Here is a 24,130-nt window from a genome sequence, read left to right on the forward strand (position 1 = left end):
GAGCACTGACTTGCCCTCCCCCTTGTGGGGAGGGTCGGGGAGCGAGGATTGCGAAGCAAGGCGAGTAAGGCGGGGGAGATCCCACGGTCGCGATACCCCACCCCAGACCTTTGGTCCGACCCTCCCCACAAGAGGGAGGGTAAACAGCCCTACTCGGCGATGCCTTCCTCATATTCGGCCGACATGGTCAGCCATTTTTCCTCATGGCCATTGAGCTGGGCGCCTAGCTGCGAGCGCTCCTTGGCAAGTTGCGTCGCCGTCGTCGGATCTTTCTCATAGAGCTTCGGGTCGGCCAGTTGATCCTCGATGCTGTCGATGCGCTTGCGGATGCGGTCCATCAGCGCCTCGGTGGCGCGGATTTCCTTGGCCAGCGGCTCCATCGCTGCCCGGCGCGCGGCAGCCTCGCGGCGCTTGTCCGCCTTGGATGCCTTGTCGGCCTCGCGCTTTTCGCGCCGGTCGCCCGACACGCCGGTCACCAGCGTCTTGTAGTCCTCGAGATCGCCGTCGTACGGGTTGACCGAGCCATCCTTGACCAGCCACAGCCGGTCGGCCGTCGCCTCGAGCAGGTGGCGATCGTGGCTGATCAGGATCACCGCGCCCGGAAAGTCGTTGAGCGCCATGATCAACGCCTCACGACTATCGATATCCAGGTGGTTGGTCGGCTCGTCGAGGATGAACAGGTTCGGCCCGTCAAAGGCGGACAGCCCCATCAACAGCCGTGCCTTTTCGCCGCCGGAGAGGTCCTTGGCGGCGGTGTTCATCTTCTCGGTGGGAAGGCCGAACTGGGCGACGCGGGCGCGCACCTTCGATTCCGGCGCCTCCGGCATCAGCCGGCGCACGTGTTCGTAGGCGTTTTCCTCAGGCCTCAGATCGTCGAGCTGGTGCTGGGCAAAGATCGCAACCTTGAGGCCTGGCGCAATCGTCACCGAACCGGTCTCGGCCTTCAACCGGCCGGCCAGGAGCTTGGCGAAAGTCGACTTGCCGTTGCCGTTGGCGCCGAGAAGCGCGATGCGGTCGTCGGCGTCGATACGCAAAGTCATCTTCTTGAGGATCGGCTTGTCGGCCTGATAGCCGACATTGACGCGATCAAGTGCTACGATCGGCGAGGCGACCGTCTTCACCGGTTCGGGGAAGCTGAACGGGCGCACATTGTCCTCCATCAGCGCCGCGATCGGTTTCATCTTCTCCAGCGCCTTGATGCGCGACTGCGCCTGTCGCGCCTTGGAAGCCTTGGCACGGAAGCGGTCGACGAATGACTGCAGATGCTTGCGCGCCGCCTCCTGCTTGACGCGGCCCTTCTCCTGCAACTCGCGCTGCTCGGCAAACTGACGCTCGAACTGATCATAGCCCCCGCGCCAGAAGGTCATCTTCTTCTGGTCGAGATGGACGATCGAATTGACCGCGCGGTTGAGCAGGTCGCGGTCGTGGCTGATCAGAAGCACGGTGTGGGGATATTTGGAGACGTAGTTCTCCAGCCACAGCGTGCCTTCGAGATCGAGATAGTTGGTCGGCTCGTCGAGCAGCAGAAGATCGGGTTCCGAAAACAGAACTGCCGCGAGCGCCACGCGCATGCGCCAGCCGCCGGAGAACGACGACGCTGGGCGGCGTTGCGCCTCATCGTCGAAGCCGAGACCGGCGAGAATGGTCGCTGCGCGCGACTCGGCCGAATGCGCATCGATGTCCGCCAGGCGAATGTGGATCTCGGCGATGCGGTGCGGGTCGGTGGCCGTCTGCTCCTCGGCGAGAAGTGCCGTTCGCTCGACATCGGCCTTGAGCACGATCTCGATCAGCGGCTCCTCGGTGCCGGGCGCTTCCTGTGCCACCTGGCCGATGCGCGTGTTCTTGGGCAGGCTGATGCTGCCGCTTTCGGAACTGAAATCGCCTGTGATCGCCTTGAACAGCGTCGTCTTGCCGGTGCCGTTGCGGCCGACGAGGCCGGCCTTGGTGCCGGCAGGCAGGGTCAGCGACGCATGGTCGAGAAGAAGGCGTCCGGCGATACGGAGGGAAAGATCATTGATAATAAGCATGGCGGCGGTTTTGGCGGAGAGTTGCAGCAATGGCAAGGGTGCGCGGCGCACGTTAGACGCAACGCATGGTCGAAAACGCGATAGCTGCGTTGCTTCAGGCGAAAGCCGGCCTTGCAGCACGGAGGAGCGCGTCGCCAGCGAGCGCAAACAAGACAGCACTGCCTGCCGACAGGATGGCGAAGAGCATGAACATGCACACCTTCGGAAAACGAAACGGCCCGCAGATCGCGGGCCGTCCGCAAAATCTGGTTGGGCGCCTCAGCGGCTGGCGGTGCGCAGCAACTTGCACAATTCGCGCAGGTCGCTTTCGAAGGCCATCGGGTTCGACAGCACCATCTTGCAGCGCTTGACGTAGGCCGCGATCTGCCCTGCCGACATGCCGTTGACTACACCGGGGTTCACACCAGGAATGCCCGGGCCTCCAGGTCCGCCGGGGCCACCAGGGCCGGCGATGCCGGGACCGCCGACATTGACACCGAGATCGAGCAGCGTATTGCCGCCCAGTCCGACATTGGTGCTGACCTTGGCCAGGCTGCCGCTGCCACCGACATTGGCGCCGAGATTGGCATTGAGCCCGCTCGAGCCGCCAACCGTGGCATTGGCCTTGGCATCGACCAGACCTTTGTTGCCGCCCACGTTCGCGCCGACATTGGCATTGATGCCCCTCGAGCCGCCGACCGAGGCGCTGACATCCGCGCCGGCAAGCCCCTTGCTGCCGCCGCTGCCCAGGCCAACGTCTGCGTTGACGCCGCCCGATCCGCCCACCGTCGCGCCGATGCCCTTGGAGTCGACCGAGACGCCTAGGCCGCCACTACGGCTGCCGATCTCGAGTGCGGTCGCAGGCAGGCTCAACGCGGCAAGGACGACGCCCCCTGCCAGAGCTTTCACCAGAGTCCTTGAACAACAATAGGCCATGTCCTTCTCCCTGTAGTTGCCAAACGTAGCAACCAGTCACCTGAAACCGGCTGCACTTCGACTAACGCTACAACCCAGGAATAAGTTTCAGCGATTTCTGATTTTCCGTAGATTTTCTCTACGTCGTCGGCCATCACTACTTGCGAGAGTAAATACTCCAATGATTTTTATATTTCATATTTAAAATATAAAATTTAGCTCTATTTCAAGCAAACGCCCTGCCATCTTCCGTTCTCTGGAATTGAATGAGGTCGAGGCCGACCGACTCCCGACCGAGAACTGTCAGGATCATATGGGCCTGTCCGCGATGGTGGGTCTGGTGATTGAAGAGGTGAACCAGCGCTGGCGCCAGCCGCTGCGAAATGGTGCGCATGTCGGTGACGGTCATGTAGGTGAAGCGGCCGGCAAATGCCGCATCGCTGAGCGAGCCGATCCATTCCACGATGCGTTGGTCCTCGGCCTTGCGTGCCACCCGCAGCCTGTCGAAGTCGGCATGGACGATCGTATCCAGCGCCGCGGGCGCATCGCCTTCGCCGGTGAAGCGCTTCATCCAGATGCGGTCAGCGACCAGGAGGTGGTTCAGCGTGCCTCTCATCGACTTGAAGAAAGCGCCGGTGTCGCGGGCGAACTGTTCTTCATCGAGGGCGGACGCGGCCTCGTAAATCCGCTCGTTGGCCCATTGATTGTAGGCGGCCAACATCATGAAATACTGCTTCATCTGATATCCTTCGGCGCTTCGCATTCAATCCCTCCTTACTACAGCCCACCGGGAACCCAATGACCATTTTGCTCTATGATCTTGTCGGCAGCGACGCCGCCCGCCCCTTCAGCCCGCACTGCTGGAAAGTGGCGATGGCATTGGCCCACAAGGGGCTCGACTATCGCGCAGTGCCGACGCGTTTCCTCGAAGTACGCGGAATAGAAGGCGGCGCGTCGTCGACCATCCCGGTCATCCGCGACGGCAACAAGGTCGTGTCCGATTCCTTCGCCATCGCGCTCCATCTCGAAGAAGCCTATCCCGACCGGCCGACGCTGTTTGGCGGCAAGGGCGGCCAGGCGCATGCACGCTTCATCGAGCGCTGGTCGCAGTTGACCATCCACCCCTATCTCGGCGTGACCGCCCTCGGTGCCCTGCACGGCATGCAGGACGAGGCCAATGCAAGCTATTTCCGCCACAGTCGCGAGGCGCGCTACGGCAAACCGCTGGAGGAGGTGACGGCAGGACGCGACGCCGGCCTCTCCGCCTTCCGTGCGTCGCTCGAACCGCTGCGCAGCATGCTGACCTATCAGCCGTGGATCGGCGGCGACGGCCCGCTGTTTGCCGACTACATCGTCTTCGGGGCATTCCAGTGGGTGCGCATCGCCACGACATTCCAATCAATCGATGCGGATGACCCCATCGCAGAGTGGTTCGGCCGCTGCCTCGATCTCCATGCGGGTCTCGGACACCGGGTGCCAGCGGCAGCCTGACCCCTTGGCAATGCGGCGGGCGGCCTGTATAGAGCCCGCCACACTGCAAATCCCCATATCACAAGGACCTACCATGGCGATCGAACGCACATTTTCGATGATCAAGCCGGACGCAACCAGGCGCAACCTGACCGGCGCCATCACCAAGATGCTTGAAGATGCCGGCCTGCGCGTCGTCGCTTCCAAGCGCGTGTGGATGAGCCGCCGCGAGGCCGAGGGCTTCTACGCCGTCCACAAGGAACGCCCCTTCTTCGGCGAGCTGGTCGAGTTCATGTCGTCGGCCCCGACGATCGTCCAGGTTCTCGAAGGCGAGAATGCGATTGCCAAGAACCGCGAAGTGATGGGTGCCACCAATCCGGCCAACGCTGCCGAAGGCACCATCCGCAAGGTCCACGCCCTGTCGATCGGCGAGAACTCGGTGCACGGCTCCGACGCTCCGGAGACCGCTGCCGAAGAGATCGCCTACTGGTTCTCGGGCACCGAGGTCGTCGGCTGATTTAGCCGCGGCTCTCAAGCCACTGACAAAGAATCAAAAAGCCGGGGTTTGCACCCCGGCTTTTTCTTTGTTTTGAAGAATACACCCCATACCGCAAGACCAGCTATTTCAACGGCTTGGAGTGAAACGCCGAGAAAACGATTCAATCAGCCGGCGACGAAACGGACGATGTCCTTGCCGTCCTTGTCGGCCAGGACCAGCTTGCCTGCCTCGATACGGAAAGCGGCGGCACGGCCAAGCGCCTCGTGGAACTTGTGCTCCTGATCCATGGCCGCCTGCTCGCACGCCATCTGCGTCGAGCCCACCTGTCCGAACTCGATCTTGCTGCCGTCGATCTTGGCGCTGCCGAAATAGCCGTTGCAGCCGCCGCGACCCGAAACCTTGCCGTCCTTGCCGATGCGCAGCGTCGACTTGGCCTTCTCGCTGACCGCTGCGCCGCCGATGTCTTGCGCCACCCAATCGCGATCGAAGATGCTTTCTTCCTCGGTAGCGCTCGACTGGCGGACCATCTTGACCATCATCGTCTGCGGGCCGGCAGTCAGCGGATCGAGCGCGTGGCGCTCGTCATTGATGAACCACAGCTGGCCATCGACGCTGATGCGTGCCTGCAAGGCATAGGTCATGTTGGTCTTGATAGCCGTTGGATCGAAGGGAATCGCAAACTTGATCGGCACCTGGCCTGCCGGATCGATCTTCTGCTCGCCGAGTATTTTGGCTGGGGCATCGGCAAGGGAGACGTCGGCAAGCTGCACCTCAAGCACCGCGTTCGGCGGCAGGGCGATGCGCTCGCGATAGAACACCTCCCCCGTGACCGAACTCTCGTCGGCCGTAGCCATGGCCGGAACCGCCAGCATGCCGATCACCAGCGGCGCGAAGCCGAAGACAAGGAATTCCGCGAGTTTGCCGATCATGGCTTTCTCCCCACTGCGTTGTTGCCGAGACGTGCCGCGCCGGGGCGCGCCGTTTCGCGATTGAAGCTACAAAGGATTGCGGTGGTTCCAAGGCCGCGAGCGCCTATCGCCGCAGCCATCCGTCAGCGCCCGGCCCAGCGGGCTGCCGCGATCTCATCGCTTTCCTTGGCGTCCACCCAGCCGCCCTCGCTGCCATCGATGCGATGTTCCTTCTTCCAGAAGGGCGCACGCGACTTGAGGTAGTCCATCAGGAAGCTCGCCGCCTCGAAGGCCGCCTGCCGATGCGTTGATGCGGCAACCACCAGCACGATGTTCTCGCCGGGTCGGATTCGGCCAAAGCGATGGATGGCGGTGATGCCGGCCAATGGCCAGCGCTCGATCGCCTCGCTTGCAATCCGCGCGATCTCGGCCTCGGCCATGCCGGGGTAGTGCTCCAGTTCGAGCGCTGAAAGCGTCCCTGCCTCGTCGCGGCAAAGGCCCGTGAACGTGACGACTGCGCCGACGTCGGCCCTGCCCTGCGTCAGCCTGGCGATCTCGGCGGCGACGTCGAAATCGGCTGCCTGGATGCGCACCATCGGCACGACAGCGGCGCTCATGGCCTAGCCGCCCGTCATGGGCGGGAACAGCGCGATCTCGCGCGCACCGGCGACAGCCTCGCGGTGGTCGACATGCTCCTGGTTGATCGCGACGCGGATCACCTCGGGATGCTGCAAGGCGCTTTCGAATTCCTCGCCGCGCGACTTCAGCCACAACAGAAGGTCCCGCACCGTCTTCACCTCGGCGGGCAAATCGATGTCTTCTTCGGTCTTGCCAATGCGCTCGCGCACCCAGGCGAAATAGATGAGCTTGGTCATGGCCTTCACTCGTCCATGATGTGCTTCAGGCCGGCACGGAAATAGTCGTAACCGGTGTATAGCGTCACCAATGCCGCGATCCACAGCAGGACAAGGCCAATCTGGGTCGTCAGCGGGAAGATCTTGTCGCCAGCCGGGCCGGCGAGGAGGAAGGCGATCGCCACCATCTGGATGGCCGTCTTCCACTTGGCAAGCTGGGTGACGGGCACGCTGACCTTGAGGGCGGCGAGATATTCGCGCAGGCCCGAGACCAGGATCTCGCGGCACAGGATGATGATCGCCGCCCACAGCGACCAGCCGGCGATGCCGCCGCGATTGTCGGTATCGGCTGCCAGGAGCAGCAGGCAGGTGGCGACCAGCAGCTTGTCGGCGATCGGGTCCAGCATCCTGCCGATGTTCGAGGTCTGCTTCCAGGCGCGGGCCAGGTAGCCATCGAGATAGTCGGTGATGCTTGCAACGACGAAGATGGCAAGCGCACTCCAGCGAGCGAAGTCGGACGACTGCAGGCGCCCTTCCAGGAAGAAGCACAATACCACCAACGGCACGGCCAGGATGCGCGCATAGGTAAGCATGTTGGGCAGGTTGAATGCGCGCTGGGCCATGGTCTCTTATGCTCTTTCGTCTGCCTTAGTGAAATCAGAAGGGCGGGCTGGGGGTCAACTGCCTATCGATAGTCCAGGCGGTCACTTGACGGCAATCCATCGTTCATCACCCATTATCGTGAAAATGGTTGTAAACAAGGCGTGCAATCGACTCCGAAATACCTTCCACCGCCATCAAGTCGTCAACCGCTGCCCGGCTTACCGCCTTGGCCGTGCCGAAGGCATGCAACAACGCGCGTTTGCGCGAGGGGCCGATTCCGCCGATCTCGTCGAGCGGGTTCTTGACCATCTCCTTCTTGCGCCGCGCCCGGTGCGAGCCGATGGCGAAGCGATGCGCCTCGTCGCGCATGCGCTGGACAAAGTAGAGCACCGGGTCGCGCACCGGCAGCGAGAACGAATCCTTGCCTTTGACGAAGAAGCGCTCGCGCCCGGCCTCTCGATCCTGCCCCTTGGCGACGCCAATCGCCACGACGCGATCCTCGACACCGAGTTCGGCAAGCATGGCGCGCACTGCGCTCATTTGCCCCTGGCCGCCGTCGATGAGGATGACGTCCGGCCAGGCCGGAAAGGCGCCGTTGCCCTCCAGGCCGTCTTCGGATTCGACGTTCTCGTCACCATGTTCCTTGAGCAGCCGCGAGAACCGCCGCGTCATCACCTCGCGCATCATGCCGAAATCGTCGCCGGGCGTGATGTCGGTCGAGCGGATGTTGAACTTGCGATACTGGTTCTTCACGAACCCTTCGGGCCCGGCCACGATCATGCCGCCGACCGCATTGGTGCCCATGATGTGCGAGTTGTCGTAGACCTCGATGCGCACCGGCGGCTTTTCCAGCCCGAAGGTCTGGGCGAAGCCATCCAGCAAGCGCGCCTGCGTCGACGTTTCGGCCAGCCGGCGCCCAAGCGCCTCGCGGGCATTCTGCAGGGCGTGATCGACGATGTCCTTCTTTTCGCCGCGCTGCGGCACCGAGATCGCCACCTTGTGCCGGCCGCGGGTAGACAGCGCCTCGGCCAACAATTCCTGTTCCTCGACCGGATGCGACAGCAGGATGGCGCGCGGCGACGGCTTGTCGTCGTAGAACTGGGCCAGGAAAGAGCCGAGCACCTCTGCCGCTTCCAGCGACGGATCGGCCTTGGGGAAATAGGCGCGGTTGCCCCAGTTCTGGCCGGTGCGGAAGAAGAACACCTGGATGCCGGTCTGGCCGCCCTCCTGATGGATGGCAAACACATCGGCCTCGTCGATGGTCTGCGGATTGATGCCCTGGTGGCTCTGCACATGCGACAGGGCGGCGAGACGGTCACGATAGACCGCGGCACGCTCGAAATCGAGTTCTTCCGCCGCCTGCTGCATCTGGCCGGAGATCTCGGTCTTCACCTTCTGGCTGCGGCCGGACAGGAAGTCCTTGGCCTCGTCGACAAGCTCGGCATAGCCCTCGCGCGAAATCTCGCCCGTACAGGGAGCCGCACAGCGCTTGATCTGGAACAGCAGGCACGGTCGCGTGCGGTTGTCATAGAAACTGTCGGTGCAACTGCGCAGAAGGAAGGCCCGCTGCAGCGAATTAATGGTGCGACCGACCGCCTGCGCCGAAGCAAACGGGCCGAAATAATCGCCGCCCTTGCGCGAGCGCGCGCCACGATGCTTGTAGATGCCCGGCGAGGTATGGTCGCTGGTCAGCATGATGTAGGGGAACGACTTGTCGTCGCGCATAAGCACGTTGAAGCGCGGGCGAAGCCGCTTGATGAGGTTTGCCTCAAGCAGCAACGCCTCGATCTCGGTGCGGGTGACGACGAACTCCATCGTCGCCGTCTCGCGCACCATCTTGCCGATGCGGTTGGTGTGGAACCGCCCCTGCGCGTAGTTGGTGACGCGCTTCTTCAGGCTGCGCGCCTTGCCAACGTACAGCACGTCGCCGGCGGCATTCATCATGCGGTAGACGCCCGGGGCATTCGGCAGGCGCTTGACCAGGGTCTGGATCACCTCGGCGCCGACCATGCCGTCGGCGTCGCCGGCATGCGCGGTCCAGTCGATCGCCGTGAACGGAAGTTCGGGCCCGCCCGGAGCAATTGCCTCCTCCACCGCTTCGTCGTCGTCGAGTTCGATGTCGGGCATGTCGTCTGTAGCCTTGCCGCCTCCTGCGGGGCTCGGCTTGCTATCGAACTGGCGAGGGCTCATTCCACCATGCCTGTCACATCCGGCGTCTGCCAGGCAAGATGCTGGCCGCCATCGAGCGCGATCATCTGGCCGGTCACCGAGCGCGCCTGCCAGAGATAACGGATGGTCTCGCCGAACTCCTGGAGGGTCGGACCGCGCTTCAGGATCAGGCCGTCGAGTTGGGCGCCAAAGGCAGCGGCGTCCTGCCGCGAACTGGGCAAGGTCGGGCCCGGGCCAATGGCGTTGACGCGGATTCGCGGCGCGAGCGCCTGCGCCATGGTCCTGGTCGCCGCCCAAAGTGTTGCCTTGGACAGCGAATAGGAGAAATACTGCGGCGTCGGCTTGAGCACACGCTGGTCGATGATGTTGACGATCAGCCCCTCCGCCCCCTCGGGCAAGGCTGCTGCAAAATTCTTGGCGAGCAGCGCGGGCGCCTTCACGTGCAGGGCAAAATGGCGGTCCCAGGTCTCCCAGCCGAAATCCGTCACCTGATCGCCTTCGAAGACGGAAGCGTTGTTGACCAGCAGGTCGATCGGCCCCAATGCGGCCTCGGCTGCGGCAAGCAAACCGTCCACGGCAGCCATGTCGGCGAGGTCGGCCTGCACCACTGCGGCGCGGCCACCATTGGCCTTGATCGTGGCGGCAAGATCATCGGCTGCCTTGCGCGCATGGTTGCAGTGGATGGCGACCCCGAAGCCGTGCGCGGCAAGGTCCTCGGTGATCGCACGACCGATGCGCTTGGCCCCACCCGTCACCAGCACGTTGCCTGCCATGTTCGCCATCCAGTATCCTTCCTCTCATGCTATCCGCCGGCTTCCTCGGAGGCAGGCGCGGTTACGTCTCGGTAACCTATGTAAAAAGCGGTTCATCGATTTGGCAGCAATGTGGCGAGAGCCTCAAATGCCACCCCAAGACCTTTCCGCGAACCATGCGGCCAAGCGAGATATAGAACGCCCAACCCCATGTACCAAGCGGCCTGCGGCAAAAGGCAGGCAAAGCTCCTGACAAGGTTGTTGTATTAGAGCAACGTCATGCTTCAGCCTCATTTGCGCCGGGCAATCACCTCACTTCAGGTTCGGTTCAGCCGCATTTCGACACGACATTCGGAACTGTTCGGCGCCCAGACCGTTTCTCCCCCCGGACGGGCTAGGGGCGCCATTTCTAAAAAGAGCCAGTGTCTAGTTGGCTTAAGGAGTAAAACAATGACTGCCATACTCAAGCACGCCCGTCCGCTCGCGGCCGCGTTCGGCCTGGTCGCGCTGGCGTCGATGCCAGCTTTCGCTGCCGACGTCGTCATGGAAGAGCCGCCGGCACCTGCCGCTCCGATGGAGCAGCCCCCGCTCAACACCTGGTCGGGCCCCTACGCTGGTGTGTTCCTCGGCTACGGCTTCAGCGGCGAGTCCGATGTCGGTGGTACCAATGTCGAAACCGATGGTTTCCTCGGCGGCGCCTTCGTCGGCTACAACTACCAGATGGACAACTTCGTGGTTGGCGCTGAAGGCGACATCGGCTACAGCGGCGTCGAAGGCGACAACGGCGGCCTGAACGTCAAGTCGGGCTTCGAAGGCTCGCTGCGCGCCCGTCTCGGCTATGCGGTTTCGCCCGACATCCTGCTCTACGGTACTGCCGGCGGCGCCGGCAAGCGTATCGAAGTCAGCGATGGCATCGCGGAAGATTCGAACACCGCGCTTGGCTGGACCGCTGGCGTCGGCACCGACGTCAAGCTGACCGAGTCGGTCTTCGGCCGCGTCGAGTATCGCTACACCGACTACGGCAGCGACGACTTCGCCCTGAGCGGCGGTTCGACCGAAGTGTCGAGCAAGGATCACCGCGTCCAGTTCGGCGTCGGCATGAAGTTCTGATCCACAAGATCAGCACCAACGGAAAAGCCGGGCTTCGTGCCCGGCTTTTTTGTTTCCCTTGGGCAATTACCCCAGCGGCACGACCGCCTTCAGTTCCGGAAACTTCTCGTCGAAGCGCGCGGCCCAGCGCTTGAGGCGCGGGCGACCCTTCTCCCACTTGCCGGCGAAGCGGAGATCCATGTAGCCGATGGTGACCCTGAGCGCGATCTGGCCGGCACTGATCGCCTTCGGCAGCTTGGGCGGGTTGGCGTTCAAGAGGTCGAGTGCGCGCGTCACCTTCGACCACTGCTTGTCGATCCACGGCTGGTGGACGATCTCCTCCGGCCGCGACCGGCGCTCGTAGACGATCGCCAGAAGGCAGTCGCAGATACCGTCGGCGAGCGCTTCGAGGCGTTCGGCATCGAGCCGCTTTTCAGCATTGCGCGGGAACAGCTTGTTGCGGGAAAGCCGGTTCAGATACTGCGTGATCACCCGGCTGTCGTAGATGCTTTCGCCTTCGTCGGTGATCCACACCGGGATCTTGCCGAGCGGGTTGGCGTCCGTCAGCACTGCCGGTTGCGGCCCGGTCTCGACGGTGACGGATTCGACCGGGATGCCGGCATAGGCGGCCGCCATGCGCACCTTGGCGCTGTAGGGTGAAGCGGGCGAGTAGAACAATTTCGGCATCGAGGGCTCCCTTTGGCGGCGGACCATATTCCGCACTATTCTTTTTCGGCAACGCGGCGCGCGCCGATCAGCGGCCGCGCACAGGCGGCATCACCACCTTGTCGAGGCGGCAGGCACGCCGGTCGACCTCGGTGCAGGATCGAAATTCGAGATCCTTGGTCATGCAAATCCGCACCTCGCGCAGGTAGCGGCGGTCGCAGACCACCGCCACGGCGTCTGCTTCGAGACCCGGGTTCGACTGAAGGAACGCGCCCTCCGCCTGGCCCGGCGCCAGTGTGCGATAAACGTCCAGGCGCTTGAATTCCCGGGGAATTTCGACCTTTTGCCGCGCGCCGCGCAGGACCTCGAAGTAGTCGGCCTGGCTGAGGCCAGAACATGTGCCGTGCTTGCGCCATTGATGGCGGATGAGCCCGGCCGACGGCATCAGATCGTAAAGGCCGCGGAGCGCCTCGTTTGAGACATTGCTTGCGCCCGCCTGGCAATTCTCGGGATAGCCGCGTTCATATTGCGGCCAAAGGCCGTGGACGACGAAGGCATAAGGCCGGCCGGCGCGGCATTGCTGACCGTTGGCCTGTTCGCCCTCGGCCTCGCAATAGCTCGGCGACCACGACAGCGACAGCACGTAGAAGTCAAAACCCTGGCCACGCGGTACGGGAGCTTCAGCCGCCACCGCCGGTTGGGTTTCCTTGGATGCCTCGTCGGACGGCGCACAGGCCGACAGCGCGAGCAACATCGCAACCGCCGATGCTCGCGCAGACGCCAACCGTCTCATCGTGAAGCCCGGCCAGGCTCAGCGCAGAACGCGGCAGCGCCCGTTGTAGACGTACCAGCGATCGAAGCCCGAGACGCAGAACTCGACATTGTCGCCGATGGAGGCAAAGCCCATGCCTTCTTCGATCAGGTACCAGATGTCGCGGTCGCCGCCGTCCGACAGCGTCACCGTCGCACCGCAATAGCGCCGGCCGATCGGATGGCTCTCGTCGGCGGGCAGATAGCGGTGTTCGTGGATGCGCTGGAAATCGGTGATCCCAACCTGGGGCAGGTTCGGCACGTGGCGAACCTGGTAGCTGAACCGGCTGGTGATGCGATTGAGCACCGAGGCGTTGCCGCAAATGCCGGGATCGCCGGCATAGTCCGAAGAGACGGAGAGATCGGCGGCCTGCGCGGAAACCGCGCCCAACCCGGCCGCTCCGAGGCCGATCATTGCGGCAATGATGCTACTGGCGACGCGACTCATGGTTCCCACTCCAAGGCTGATGCAATTCAGTTTGCGGTTTCGCCGCGCTGCGGTCAAGAAGCCGGCGTTTCGCCTGCCAGCCACTCGACTGTCCAGCGCGCCCTTGCATCCTCGCCGAGAACCTTGCCGAGCGCCGGCAGCATCACTGCAAGTTCGCTCTCCAACTGGAAAGGCGGATTGACCACGACCATGCCGGTGCCGTCGAGCCGCGGCTCCGATGACGGCGGGCGGATGTAGAACTCGATGTCCATGATCTTGGCGATGCCCGCACCGGCAAGTGCCTCGCGGAATGCTGCCACGGCCTTCCGGTCCTTGACCGGATACCACAGGGCGAAGATGCCGCCCGGCCAACGCCGGTGCGCCTTCTTCAGCCCTTCGACCAGGCGATCGAACTCGCCGGCGATCTCGAAGGGCGGGTCGACCAGCACCAGCCCGCGCTTTTCCTTGGGCGGCAGGTGTGCGCCCAGCGCCAGCCAACCGTCGAGTTCGGTCACCCGTGTCTGGAAGTCGCCCTCGAACAGATTGGCCAGGATTTGTGAATCTTCAGGATGCAACTCAATGGCCGAAAGGCGGTCCTGCTTGCGCAGCAGGTGCCGCGCGATCAGGGGTGAGCCCGGATATTTTTCGATGCCACCATCTGGATTCACCGTACGAACGGCTGCGAGATACGGCGCAAGCAGCGCGGCAGCGTCGGCAGGCAGGGTCGCATCGATCAGGCGGCCGATGCCGTCATGCCATTCGCCGGTTTTCTGCGCTTCCTCGGAGGACAGGTCGTAGAGGCCGATGCCGGCATGGGTGTCGACGACGCGAAAGGCCTTTTCCTTGCGCTTGAGGTATTCGACCAGCCGGGCGAGCACGGCGTGCTTGACCACGTCGGCAAAATTCCCGGCATGGTAGACGTGGCGATAGTTCACGACTGGCTGTCCCTGCCCCGGCCCCAGCGCGTCGGCGGCGGTTGCGAATTGGGGTTTTCGGGTCGGCTGCCCTTGCCCCGGCGCAGCGACAACACCAGGCCGACGAAACCGACCGCCATCAGCGAAAAGCCGATCGGTTGGGCGCGCTGGTCCGCTTCGCCAGCGCCCGAACGCAGGATGAGGTCGACACGCTGAATCTGGACGTTGTCGTTATCGCCCGGCGCGACGACGAAACGGTAGCTGCCCGCCTTCACGTCGCGGATCAGGCCGGCATCGTCGCGGAACACCGGATCGGGCAGTTGAGGACTGCGCTCGCGCGGTGTCGTGTCATAGAAGTTGAGGGCCTGGGCCAGCACGGTTTCGCCGCGCGTCGAGGCCGTCATCGTCAGGATCGCCCGCGCCGGCTGGACCACAGGAGGGGCCAGCGTCGTCAGGTCGACCAGCACGCGCACCGGTGCGTCGGCGGTCGCCAACGCCACCTCGACCGGGCGAAAGCTGCCACCGCGATCGTAGACCCGGTACGTCCCGATCTCGCGGCCGGTGAAGTTGGTTGCCGCCCATGGATAGATGATGCCGAGGCCAGTGCCGGCAAGCAGGATAAGAAGAAACAGGAACCGCATGGCGCTCGAAACTCTGTGGCTGCTGCCTAACGCGAGGCGTCTGGCCAGATGGAAGTAGCCCCCTACTACGGCTTTTGGCCGGCGCCGGAAAGTCCGGCATGGCCATTGCCTGCAACTTCGAGGCCCATTTCGTCGAGCATCATTTCGAGGCCCATCTCGAAGGTCTTGTCGAACTCGCTCGGGGCGAAGTACGGGCCGGCCGCAGCCACATTGGGAAAGTCGCTGCGCAATTGTTCGTCGTCGACTTTCGTCACCGACGACGGCCCCCTGGCATAGCCTGCCGTTTCATCGAGGATGGCGCCCATGAGATAGTAGCCGACAGCGCGGAACAGGCGCGCCGAGCGCTCCCGGCCGAAGCCGCCGTCTTCGAACAGGCCGATCACGCCATCCAGCCATTTCAGGCATTTCGGCGAATTCATCCGGTAGGTCACGATGAACGGCACGAATGCGGGGTATTTGCGCGCCATGGCACGATAGCCATGAAGCACATTCCTGACCCGTTGCCGCCATGGGAGGTCACGGGGCGGTATCTCCAATTCGCCGATGAGCCTATCGACCAGCGCCTCGAAGAGATGCGCCTGGGAGGGATAGTGGTGGTAGATGCTCATCGCCTCGCAGCCCAGTGCCTGCGCCAGCTTGCGCATCGAAAAGCCCGACAGACCTTCGCGCTCGATGACCTCGAACGCCGAGGTCTCGATCCTGTCGCGCGACAGCTTCCCGCGCGCTCGCTTTTTGTTGATCGGCTTGTCCATCGCTTCGCTTGACAACTTACACTGTAAGGCTCATCACTAGGATACCTTACACCGTAAGGTCAAAATGATCCAGAGGAGGAAGTCATGTCGTTCTTCGACGCATCCGCCCTCGCCTCGTTCCGCCGCACGATGACGGTCCTGGCCGGCGCAGCAGCCTGTTCAGCCACATTCGCATTGATGCCGCTTTCCGCCCATGCCGACGATTACGACGCCACGCTTCAAGACATCCAGAAGTCGATGGGCGGCGTGCCGAGCTTCGTCAAGCAGTTCCCGAAGGCCGGCCTGCCCGGCGCCTGGTCTGAACTCAAGGCGCTCGAGTTCAGCGACAAGACGGCATTGCCGGCGAAGACAAAGGCGCTGATCTCGCTGGCAGTCGCTGCACAAATCCCGTGCACCTATTGCATCTGGGCCGACACCCAGAGCGCCAGGCAGGCAGGCGCGACCGACGAAGAGATCCAGGAAGCCGTGGCGATGGCCGCGCTGACTCGCCACTGGAGCACTGTCTTCAACGGCATGCAGGTCGATTTCGAGACCTTCAAGAAGGAACTCGGTGGCGAAATGAGCGCTGCCAAATAGCTGGCTCCAACCATAACGCGGTCCGTTCGCAGGCCGCCATATTGCCTCAGGCCTTGCGTTCCCAGCGGCGGTCGGGCGTCTGCTGCCAGTAGGTCACGGCGTGCCCACCGGCCTTCATCGTCTTCCAATGCTCGCGTGCGCCTTCGAGCTGCGCTGCGTCGTGGCCATCGAACAGGAAAACGGCACGTTGATAGGGCGCAATGTCGGGCGGCGACGCCCCATCGACCAGAAAGCGGATTTCGGCCGCGTTCGGATTGCCTTCGCCTGTCGTCAGCACCACGGGCTGTTCCGTGGCATGCGGTTCGCGGTCGCTGCCATGGGCCAGAAACGAATCGTCGCGGAAGCTCCAGAGATGGGCATCCAATGCGTCGCGCCGCTCCTCGGAGCCGGTCTGCACCACGGCTTTCCAGCCGCGCTGCAGGCTGCGCTCGAGCAGGCCCGGAAGGGCATCCTCGAGCGTCGATTCGGTCAGGTGGTAGAAAAGGACTTCGGCCATTGCTCAGTTCGCACCCAGGGCCGATTTATCCAGCCTCACCCTTCGTAGTGGTCGCGCACCAGCCTGTCGAGCAGCCGCACGCCATAGCCCGAACCCCAGGACTGGTTGATTTCGTTGGTCGGCGAGCCCATCGCGGTGCCGGCAATGTCGAGATGCGCCCAAGGCGTCTCCTTGACGAAGCGCTGGAGAAACTGCGCCGCGGTGATCGAACCACCGAAACGGCCGCCGATGTTCTTCATGTCGGCGTTCTTGGAATCGATCAGCTTGTCGTATTCGGAGCCGAGTGGCATGCGCCACAGCTTTTCCTGCGTCGCAGCACCCGACGAGGTCAGGCGCCCGGCAAGCTCGTCATTGTTGGAGAACAGCCCGGCGTGGCTCTGCCCGAGCGCCACCATGATTGCGCCGGTCAACGTAGCCAGATTGACCATGAACTTCGGCTCGAAGCGCTGGTTGCAGTACCAGAGCGCGTCGGCGAGCACGAGGCGCCCTTCGGCGTCGGTGTTGAGCACCTCGATGGTCTGGCCCGACATCGAGGTGACGATGTCGCCAGGACGCTGGGCGTTGCCATCGACCATGTTCTCGACCAGGCCGATGATGCCGACCACGTTGACCTTGGCCTTGCGCGCGGCAAGCGCATGCATCAGGCCGGTGACAGCGGCGGCGCCCCCCATGTCGCCCTTCATGTCCTCCATGCCGGCGGCCGGCTTGATCGACACACCACCCGAATCGAAGACCACGCCCTTGCCGACGAAGGCCACCGGCTTGTCCTTGGCTTTGCCGCCGTTCCACTGCATCACAGCCATGCGCGGCGGACGCACCGAGCCCTGCGCGACGCCGAGCAGCGCGCCCATGCCGAGCTTCTTCATCTCTTTTTCGGTCAGGATTTCGACCTTGACGCCAAGCTTTTCCAGTTCCTTGGCCTGGGCGGCGAATTCGACCGGACCAAGCACGTTGGCCGGTTCGTTGACCAGGTCGCGGGCCAGCAGCACGCCGCCGACCACCGCCTCGATGTCGGCGAAGGCCTTCTTTGCCGCCACCGGATCGGCGCAATGGATGGTGACCTTCGCAGGCTTCTTGTCCTCGGCCTTGCCGTTACCATTGTCCTTCTTGGTCTTGTACTTGTCGAAGGTGTAGCTGCGCAGCAGGATGCCGGCTGCAACAGCAGCGGCGGCAGCGCCGTCGACTGTGGCGCCCGGAATGTCCAGGACCACACCGATCTCGGTTGCCTTGCGCAATTGTGCCGCCAGCGTGCCGCCAAGCTTCAGCCAGGCATACTCGTCGAGACTGGACGTCTTGCCCACGCCGACAGCCACCAGCCGGTCAACGCCAGTGCCTTCCGGCGCCAGGACTTCAACGACGCCACCAAACTTGCCGTTGAAGTCGGCGACCGGAAAGGCACGGTCGAGCGTCTTGGCCGGATCGTTGCCGCGCGCGATCTCGCTCAGCGCGCCATCTTCGGCGGAGAAGACAAAAACGCTGCCCTTTTTCGGCGTGCCGGCCTTGGCGAAGCTGATCGACGGCTTGGAGGTCATGATGTCCTGCTTTCGGATCCCGTTCAGATGGAGCGCGACATTTGGTCGTTTTCAAAAATTTGGCAAGCCTCCCGTCATCTTGGCCCGATATGATTAAAGGTGAAAAAAGGTGGGAAACCTTGCGTTAACCACCTCTGTTCGGCCTTTCTTAGCCATTGGCGCCGAGAGTCGCGGCCGGTAGGAGATGGGTGTTGGAACGATGCCGGCTTGAAGGGGCCGGTTGTGCCGGCTTGCCTTGGACTATACCTTAGACACCTGCTGGTCACTCGACGTCCCGTCGGCCGGCCAAGTCGGAAACACGGAATCCTGATCATCGATGAAGGTTGTTGAGCGCTACATCCTGCGTCGTGCGTTCGCGGTTTTTATCGCGGCGCTGACCTGGACCTTGGTGATCGTCTGGACCACCCAGGTGCTCGGGCGAATCGACCTTGTCACCGACAGCGGCCAGTCGGCGCTGACCTTCTTTGAGGTCGCAGCCCTTATCCTGCCCACCCTCATTCCGATCGTCGTGCCTTTTGCGGTGACAATCGCGGTGGCGTTGACGCTAAGCTCGATGAACAGCGATTCCGAACTTGTGATCCTCAACGCCGCCGGCGCTTCGCGGATGACCGTGATCCGGCCCATCCTCATCCTGGCCATCGGCGCCAGCCTGTTCGCCTTCCTGGTCCACAACATCGCGGATCCGATGGCGCGCCAGCGCAACCGCGAACTGATCGCGACCTCGCGCGCAGATCTCTTGTCGCTGATCATCCAGGAAGGCACGTTCCGCAAGGTCGACGAGGGTCTCTTCGTCCAGGTCGGCGAGCGCCTGCCAAATGGCGGCCTTGGCGGCATCTTCGTCGCCGATTCTCGCGAACCCAACATTGATCTCGTCTACTACGCCAAGGACGGCTCCTTCGTGGAGCGCGACAGCAAGCAGATGCTGGTGATGAATGACGGCGTGATCCACCGCAAGGCGCCAGGCGGCGAAGTGTCGGTGATCAGCTTCGATTCCTACGCATTCGACCTCAGCGAGTTCTCCGCTGCTGCGAAGGAAGTCACGATGCAGCCGAAGGATCGCTCGACGGCTTACCTGATGAACCCCTCGCCAAGCGACAAATATTACCAGCGCAATCCCCGGCTGTTTACCGCCGAACTCGACCGCCGGTTCACCGAGTGGCTCTACCCGATCGCCTTTGCCCTCATAGCGCTGGCCGTGGCAGGCGACGCGCGATCACATCGTGAAGCGCGCATCCATCCGCTTGTCACCGCCATCACCATCGCGCTGTTCTTCCGCTGGCTTGGCTTCTTCGCCGGCAGCAAGGCCGAGACGGTGGCGTGGGTCCGCTATGTAGTCTACGCCGTGCCCATCGCCACGTCGCTGATTGCCATCTGGTTCATCCGCACCAACCGCAGCATGGAACTGCCGGTTTCGGTCGCCGACCGGATTGCGTCCGTGGTGGCGCAGATCCGCGAAAAACTCACGGCTTTGCGCCTGCGGTTCAGCGGCGGTGCTCCGCGTCAGGGAGCAGCATGATGGGCTGGACGCTCGGGCGCTATTTCTTCTTTCGCTACGCCACCATCACAGCGTGGTTCTTCATCGGTATTTTCGCGCTCATCTTCATCATCGACGTCACAGAATTCTCGAACAATGCCGGCGGCGTGCCGGGCTTCAAGTTCAGCATCGCCCTGACTGTTTCTGCACTGCGCGTGCCGATGATCATGCTGCAGGTCGTTCCGTTCGTCGCCCTGTTCAGCGCCATGGCAACGCTTGTGTCGCTCAACCGGCGCTATGAACTGGTCATTGCCCGCGCCGCCGGTATTTCGGCATGGCAGTTCCTGCTGCCATGCTGCCTCGGCGCGTTGCTCTTCGGCTTCATCACGGTCGGCGTGCTCAACCCGATCGCGGCCTACGGCTTCTCGCACTCGGAGTCGCTGGAGTCGGAGCTTCGCTCACGCCAGTCCAATTCGGTTTCGGCATTTTCGGCGCCATGGCTGCGCCAGAAAGCCAACGGCACCGAGGTCATCATCGGCGCCCGGGCGGTTCTCAATCAGGGGATGGAACTGTCGGACGCGGTGTTTTTCGTCTTTGACGCCGACGGCAACATGGTCGAACGCAAGGATGCCGAGCGCGCCTATCTGCGCGACGGTCATTGGGAATTGGTCAACGTTCGAAGCATGAAGGGTGGCGAGAACTTCACCTCCGAAGCCACCGCCGAGGTGCCGACGAATCTGAAGCCGGAATTCGTCCAGGAGCGGCTGGCGCGGCCCGAAACCATTCCTTTTTTCCAGCTTCCGTCGAAAATCGAAGTGGCACGGTCCTTCGGGCTCCGGGCGAATGCTTTTGCCATGCAATTTCATTCACTTGTCGCACTTCCCTTCCTGCTGGTGGCGATGACGCTCATTGCTGCAACAGTGTCGATGCGATTTGCGAGGATGGGGCAGTCCGGAACGATGATTCTGGGTGGCGTCGTCGCCGGCTTTCTGCTTTATGTCGTTTCGGTTCTGGTCAAAGCATTTGGCAATGCGGGATTCGTGCCGACTTATATTGCGGCGTGGCTTCCAGTTGTCGTAGCAATGTTTTTCGGGGTGACTTTCCTGCTCTACAACGAGGATGGTTAGTGTGAGGGGCGCAATGGCCAACCGCAGGACTGCCCGCAGGGCACGCCTATTCGGGGCGACTGCGCTTGCATGCCTGTTTGCATGCGTGCTTCCGTTCGCACCAGCTTACGCCCAGACCATCGCCGATCTCGCGCCAAGCGTGCCCGAGGGCTCGCAGATGCTGCTCGAGGCCGACACGCTGGTCTATGACAACGACGTCCAGACGGTCACTGCCGTCGGCGGCGTACAGATCGACTATGCAGGCAACCGCCTCGTCGCCCAGCGCGTCACCTATGATCGCAAGACGTCGCGGCTGATCGCCAGCGGCAATGTCGAGATCGTCAATTCCGACGGTACCAAGATCTTCTCGCAAGAGATCGACATCACCGACGACTTCGCTGACGGCTTCGTCAACGCGCTCCGAGTCGAGACCGTCGACAAGACCTATTTTGCGGCCGAGAGCGCCAAGCGCGAAGGCGGCATCCTGACGACGTTCAACAACGGCGTCTACACGGCCTGCGAACCTTGCGAGCAAAAGCCCGACAAGGCGCCAATCTGGCGCATCAAGGCTCAGAAGATCATCTGGAACGGCGAAAAGAAGACCGTCCGTTTCGAAAACTCGAATTTCGAGTTCTTCGGTTTCCCGATCGCCTTCCTGCCCGCCTTCGAGATCGCCGACCCGACGGTGAAGCGCAAGAGCGGCTTCCTGATGCCCGGCATCAGCTACAAGAGCGAGCTCGGCGTCGGGGTTTCGATCCCCTATTATTTCGCGCTCTCGCCGACCTACGACCTGACCGTCAAGGGTACCGGCTACACCCGCCAGGGCTTCCTCGGCGAGGCCGAGTGGCGCCAGCGCTTCAACAATGGCCAATACAGCCTGAAGATCGCCGGCATCCACCAGATGAACCCCGACAAGTTCGACGCCAACACCGTCGACAGCGGGCCTACCGGCGACGAAAACAAGTTGCGCGGCATGGTCGGCACCAAGGGCCGTTTCGACCTCAATCCGCGCTGGACCTTCGGCTGGGACATCCTCGCCCAGTCGGACAAGAATTTCTCCCGCACCTACGGCATCGAGGGATTCGCCGACAGCACGCATCGTTCCGAGGTCTATCTCACCGGCCTCAACGACCGAAACTACTTCGACCTGCGCGCCATGCGCTTCCAGGTCCAGGAAGAAGCCCTCGATAGCGATCCCGATGCACGTGCCGACAAGCAGCCCTGGGTGCTGCCGTCGCTCGACTACGCCTACATTCCCGACGCGCCGCTGGCCGGCGGCGAACTGTCGTTCGACCTCAATGCACGCGTCATCCGCCGCACCGAGCTCGATTCCGCGATACCAGGTTTGAACGGCCCGACAATTCACGGCCTCGAAGGCACGTCCAGCCGCATCACCGCCGAAGCCGAGTGGAAACGCACGATCGTCACCGAAGGTGGCCTGCTGGTTACACCGTTGATGGCTTTCCGCGCCGACGGCAGCTACCTCGACGCCTCCAGCGCCTCGCTGAACGCCATCAACAACATGGCCATCGATCCGGACATTGGCGTTGCGGCAGACGTACGCTCGTCGCTGTTCCGCTACATGGCAACGCTCGGACTGGAGCTGCGCTGGCCGGTGCTGTTCTCGTCAACGAGCTCGACCCATGTGCTCGAACCGATGGCCCAGGTCTTCGCCCGCCCGAGCGAGAGCGCCATCGGCGGGCTCGGCATCCCCAACGAGGATGCGCAGAGCTTCGTGTTCGACGCGGCGTCGCTGTTCGAACGCGACAAGTTCTCGGGCTATGACCGCATGGAAGGCGGGACGCGCGCCAATATAGGCCTGCGCTATTCCGGCAGCTACAGCAACGGCTGGACTACCAACGCGCTGTTCGGCCAGTCCTACCAACTCGCCGGCGACAACTCGTTTGCCGCGCCCGATCTGGTCAACGCAGGCGCCTATTCCGGCCTGGAAACCGATACGTCCGACTATGTGGCGCTTGCCGGCATCGCCAGCCCGAACGGCTTCTCGGCCTCGGTCAGTGGCCGCTTCGACGAGCAGAGCCTCGACGTCCGCCGCGCCGAAATGAAGGTCGGCCTCGATGCGCGCCCGATCGCCGTTTCGGCCCGCTACGCCTTTATCGATGCGCAGCCGCTCTATGGTTTCAAGGACGACCGTCACGAGGTCACGCTCGGCGCCACGGCGCGCTTCAACGACGAATGGCGGGTGTTTGGCTCCGGCACCTACGACATCAAGAGCGACCTGCTCGTCAAGAACGGTGTCGGCTTCGCCTATGACGATGAGTGCTTCACCTACATGATGACCTACGCCGAAAGCCGCGATCACAACGATCCTGACGACGTCACACGCTCCGTAGGCTTCAACATTTCGTTCCGCACGCTCGGCGATCTCGGTACGGCGAAGAACAGTTTCTAAGGCAGTCAGAGAACGATGCCGGGGCGACCTGACATCGTTTTGCCGCATAACGCGGCCATTGGACGGGGCAACATGCATTCGGGCAATGCTCGGATCTGGGGTTTGAACGGGACTTTATCGATGCGGAAGCACCTCTTTTCGGCAGGCCTCGCCCTGCTCGTGGCGGCAACGTCGCTCTCGATGACCGCTTATGCGCCGCCGGCCCAGGCCAGCGAGATCAAATACATCGTCAACGACGTGCCGGTTACCAGCTACGACATCCAGCGCCGCGCCGCGTTCCTCAAGCTGCAGAAGCGCAAAGGCAATGCCGGCGAGGAAATGATCGAGCAGACGCTGCGCCAGGCCGAAATGAAGCGGCTCAACATCCGCATCTCCGACAAGCAGGTCGACGACGCCTATGCGCGCTTTGCCGGCTCCAACAAGCTCAAGCCCGCCCAAATGGACCAGATCCTGGCCCAGGCCGGCGTGACGAGCAGCCATTTCAAGGACTACATCCGCACGCAGATGGGCTGGAACCAGGCGCTCAGTTCCCGCTTCCGCGCCGAGGGCAGCGGCGGTGGCGGCACCAGCGAGCAGGACGCCGTCCGGCGCATGCTGCAGCAGGGCGGCGCCAAGCCGAGCGCCACCGAATACATGCTGCAGCAGGTGATCTTCGTCGTGCCGGTATCCGAGCGCGGCTCCATCGGCAAGCGCAAGCGCGAGGCGGATGCCATGCGTGGCCGCTTCAACGGTTGCGAGCAGACGCGCGAATTCGCCAGGGGCCTGCTCGACGTGACCGTGCGCGATCTCGGCCGCGTGCTTGCACCGCAATTGCCGCCGGAATGGGCCGACCAGATCAAGAAGCTCAAGGCTGGCGGCGCAACCCCGGTGCGTGAGACTGACCGTGGCGTCGAGTTCATCGGCGTTTGCAGCGCCCGCGAAGTGTCCGACGACAAGGTCGCACAGATGGTCTTCCAGGCCGAGGGGCTCGGCAAGGAAGGCAACGAAAAGGCCGACGAGCTCAGCAAGAAGTACATCGAAGAACTGCGGGCCAAGGCTCGCATCGTCAACCGCTAGGT

Annotated in this window: 25 protein-coding genes; 8 read left to right on the forward strand and 17 right to left on the reverse strand. The window is 63.0% G+C overall.

Annotation, left to right across the window (positions count from 1 at the left end; all coding sequences use genetic code 11):
* Positions 1–149: 149 nt before the first annotated feature.
* The 3 genes from GGQ99_RS09120 to GGQ99_RS09130 form a co-directional block, all read right to left on the reverse strand.
* On the reverse strand, positions 150–2,027 hold the full coding sequence (locus GGQ99_RS09120; RefSeq protein ID WP_183262143.1) for an ABC-F family ATP-binding cassette domain-containing protein: 1,878 nt from the start codon (positions 2,025–2,027) through the stop codon (positions 150–152).
* Between the two features lie 258 nt (positions 2,028–2,285).
* The gene (locus tag GGQ99_RS09125) at positions 2,286–2,915 is read right to left on the reverse strand and encodes a hypothetical protein (protein WP_183262145.1); all 630 of its coding nucleotides are present in this window, start codon (positions 2,913–2,915) and stop codon (positions 2,286–2,288) included.
* A gap of 232 nt (positions 2,916–3,147) precedes the next feature.
* Entirely contained in the window at positions 3,148–3,660 is a 513-nt protein-coding gene (locus GGQ99_RS09130) for a DinB family protein (RefSeq protein ID WP_183262401.1), read from the reverse strand.
* A 59-nt stretch (positions 3,661–3,719) separates the two neighbouring features.
* Between GGQ99_RS09130 and GGQ99_RS09135 the strand changes: the two genes are divergently transcribed.
* Together GGQ99_RS09135 and ndk are read left to right on the forward strand one after the other, a co-directional pair.
* Positions 3,720–4,412, forward strand: a complete 693-nt coding sequence (locus GGQ99_RS09135) for a glutathione S-transferase family protein (protein WP_183262147.1) — start codon at positions 3,720–3,722, stop codon at positions 4,410–4,412.
* Positions 4,413–4,485: 73 nt separating this feature from the next.
* Positions 4,486–4,908: a nucleoside-diphosphate kinase gene (ndk, locus tag GGQ99_RS09140; protein ID WP_018427138.1), complete on the forward strand. Its 423-nt coding sequence runs from the start codon at positions 4,486–4,488 to the stop codon at positions 4,906–4,908.
* A 146-nt stretch (positions 4,909–5,054) separates the two neighbouring features.
* On the opposite strand, the gene GGQ99_RS09145 is transcribed toward ndk, so the two are convergent.
* The 6 genes from GGQ99_RS09145 to GGQ99_RS09170 all read right to left on the reverse strand — a co-directional run bounded on the left by GGQ99_RS09145 (position 5,055) and on the right by GGQ99_RS09170 (position 10,206).
* A complete protein-coding gene (locus GGQ99_RS09145) occupies positions 5,055–5,819 on the reverse strand; it encodes a YbaY family lipoprotein (RefSeq protein ID WP_183262149.1) in 765 nt (254 codons plus the stop codon).
* A gap of 122 nt (positions 5,820–5,941) precedes the next feature.
* Complete coding sequence (locus GGQ99_RS09150; RefSeq protein ID WP_183262151.1) at positions 5,942–6,415, reverse strand: molybdenum cofactor biosynthesis protein MoaE; 474 nt, start codon at positions 6,413–6,415, stop codon at positions 5,942–5,944.
* 3 nt (positions 6,416–6,418) lie between these two features.
* A complete protein-coding gene (gene moaD, locus GGQ99_RS09155; RefSeq protein ID WP_055978740.1) occupies positions 6,419–6,673 on the reverse strand; it encodes a molybdopterin converting factor subunit 1 in 255 nt (84 codons plus the stop codon).
* A 5-nt stretch (positions 6,674–6,678) separates the two neighbouring features.
* Positions 6,679–7,275: a CDP-diacylglycerol--glycerol-3-phosphate 3-phosphatidyltransferase gene (pgsA, locus tag GGQ99_RS09160; protein WP_108608681.1), complete on the reverse strand. Its 597-nt coding sequence runs from the start codon at positions 7,273–7,275 to the stop codon at positions 6,679–6,681.
* A 106-nt stretch (positions 7,276–7,381) separates the two neighbouring features.
* On the reverse strand, positions 7,382–9,445 hold the full coding sequence (uvrC, locus tag GGQ99_RS09165) for an excinuclease ABC subunit UvrC (protein WP_183262153.1): 2,064 nt from the start codon (positions 9,443–9,445) through the stop codon (positions 7,382–7,384).
* On the reverse strand, positions 9,442–10,206 hold the full coding sequence (locus GGQ99_RS09170) for an SDR family oxidoreductase (RefSeq protein ID WP_183262154.1): 765 nt from the start codon (positions 10,204–10,206) through the stop codon (positions 9,442–9,444). The genes uvrC and GGQ99_RS09170 overlap by 4 nt, the downstream gene beginning before the upstream one ends.
* 420 nt (positions 10,207–10,626) lie before the next feature.
* On the opposite strand from GGQ99_RS09170, the gene GGQ99_RS09175 reads away from it, so the two are divergent.
* A complete protein-coding gene (locus tag GGQ99_RS09175) occupies positions 10,627–11,286 on the forward strand; it encodes an outer membrane protein (protein ID WP_183262156.1) in 660 nt (219 codons plus the stop codon).
* A gap of 66 nt (positions 11,287–11,352) precedes the next feature.
* On the opposite strand, the gene GGQ99_RS09180 is transcribed toward GGQ99_RS09175, so the two are convergent.
* The 6 genes from GGQ99_RS09180 to GGQ99_RS09205 all read right to left on the reverse strand — a co-directional run bounded on the left by GGQ99_RS09180 (position 11,353) and on the right by GGQ99_RS09205 (position 15,475).
* Positions 11,353–11,952, reverse strand: a complete 600-nt coding sequence (locus GGQ99_RS09180) for a glutathione S-transferase (protein WP_183262157.1) — start codon at positions 11,950–11,952, stop codon at positions 11,353–11,355.
* 67 nt (positions 11,953–12,019) lie between these two features.
* Positions 12,020–12,685: a ribonuclease T2 family protein gene (locus GGQ99_RS09185; protein ID WP_183262159.1), complete on the reverse strand. Its 666-nt coding sequence runs from the start codon at positions 12,683–12,685 to the stop codon at positions 12,020–12,022.
* Positions 12,686–12,742: 57 nt separating this feature from the next.
* Positions 12,743–13,189 carry a hypothetical protein gene (locus tag GGQ99_RS09190; RefSeq protein WP_183262161.1) on the reverse strand — a complete coding sequence of 149 codons (447 nt, stop codon included), beginning with the start codon at positions 13,187–13,189 and terminating at the stop codon, positions 12,743–12,745.
* Positions 13,190–13,242: 53 nt separating this feature from the next.
* On the reverse strand, positions 13,243–14,103 hold the full coding sequence (locus tag GGQ99_RS09195; protein WP_183262163.1) for a 23S rRNA (adenine(2030)-N(6))-methyltransferase RlmJ: 861 nt from the start codon (positions 14,101–14,103) through the stop codon (positions 13,243–13,245).
* On the reverse strand, positions 14,100–14,723 hold the full coding sequence (locus tag GGQ99_RS09200) for a hypothetical protein (RefSeq protein ID WP_183262164.1): 624 nt from the start codon (positions 14,721–14,723) through the stop codon (positions 14,100–14,102). Before GGQ99_RS09200 ends, GGQ99_RS09195 begins: the two co-directional genes overlap by 4 nt.
* Positions 14,724–14,788: 65 nt before the next feature.
* Positions 14,789–15,475 (reverse strand): TetR/AcrR family transcriptional regulator, encoded by a 687-nt coding sequence (locus GGQ99_RS09205; protein ID WP_183262166.1) that lies wholly within the window; start codon positions 15,473–15,475, stop codon positions 14,789–14,791.
* 84 nt (positions 15,476–15,559) lie between these two features.
* Between GGQ99_RS09205 and GGQ99_RS09210 the strand changes: the two genes are divergently transcribed.
* Positions 15,560–16,051, forward strand: a complete 492-nt coding sequence (locus tag GGQ99_RS09210) for a carboxymuconolactone decarboxylase family protein (protein WP_246389455.1) — start codon at positions 15,560–15,562, stop codon at positions 16,049–16,051.
* 46 nt (positions 16,052–16,097) lie between these two features.
* On the opposite strand, the gene GGQ99_RS09215 is transcribed toward GGQ99_RS09210, so the two are convergent.
* Together GGQ99_RS09215 and GGQ99_RS09220 are read right to left on the reverse strand one after the other, a co-directional pair.
* The gene (locus tag GGQ99_RS09215) at positions 16,098–16,547 is read right to left on the reverse strand and encodes a DNA polymerase III subunit chi (protein WP_183262168.1); all 450 of its coding nucleotides are present in this window, start codon (positions 16,545–16,547) and stop codon (positions 16,098–16,100) included.
* A 35-nt stretch (positions 16,548–16,582) separates the two neighbouring features.
* Positions 16,583–18,079, reverse strand: coding sequence for a leucyl aminopeptidase (locus GGQ99_RS09220; protein WP_183262170.1), 1,497 nt, complete (start codon positions 18,077–18,079; stop codon positions 16,583–16,585).
* A 316-nt stretch (positions 18,080–18,395) separates the two neighbouring features.
* Here GGQ99_RS09220 and lptF point away from each other — a divergent pair, with 316 nt between their 5' ends.
* The 4 genes from lptF (at position 18,396) to GGQ99_RS09240 (ending at position 24,128) form a co-directional block, all read left to right on the forward strand.
* A complete protein-coding gene (gene lptF, locus GGQ99_RS09225) occupies positions 18,396–19,595 on the forward strand; it encodes an LPS export ABC transporter permease LptF (RefSeq protein WP_108608693.1) in 1,200 nt (399 codons plus the stop codon).
* Positions 19,592–20,680, forward strand: coding sequence for an LPS export ABC transporter permease LptG (gene lptG, locus GGQ99_RS09230; protein WP_183262172.1), 1,089 nt, complete (start codon positions 19,592–19,594; stop codon positions 20,678–20,680). The genes lptF and lptG overlap by 4 nt, the downstream gene beginning before the upstream one ends.
* A 13-nt stretch (positions 20,681–20,693) precedes the next feature.
* Positions 20,694–23,072, forward strand: coding sequence for an LPS-assembly protein LptD (locus tag GGQ99_RS09235; RefSeq protein WP_183262174.1), 2,379 nt, complete (start codon positions 20,694–20,696; stop codon positions 23,070–23,072).
* Between the two features lie 120 nt (positions 23,073–23,192).
* Positions 23,193–24,128 (forward strand): peptidylprolyl isomerase, encoded by a 936-nt coding sequence (locus GGQ99_RS09240; RefSeq protein WP_183262177.1) that lies wholly within the window; start codon positions 23,193–23,195, stop codon positions 24,126–24,128.
* Positions 24,129–24,130 lie beyond the last annotated feature (2 nt).

This window comes from Aminobacter niigataensis, from assembly GCF_014200015.1.
Classification (GTDB): Bacteria; Pseudomonadota; Alphaproteobacteria; order Rhizobiales; family Rhizobiaceae; genus Aminobacter; species Aminobacter niigataensis.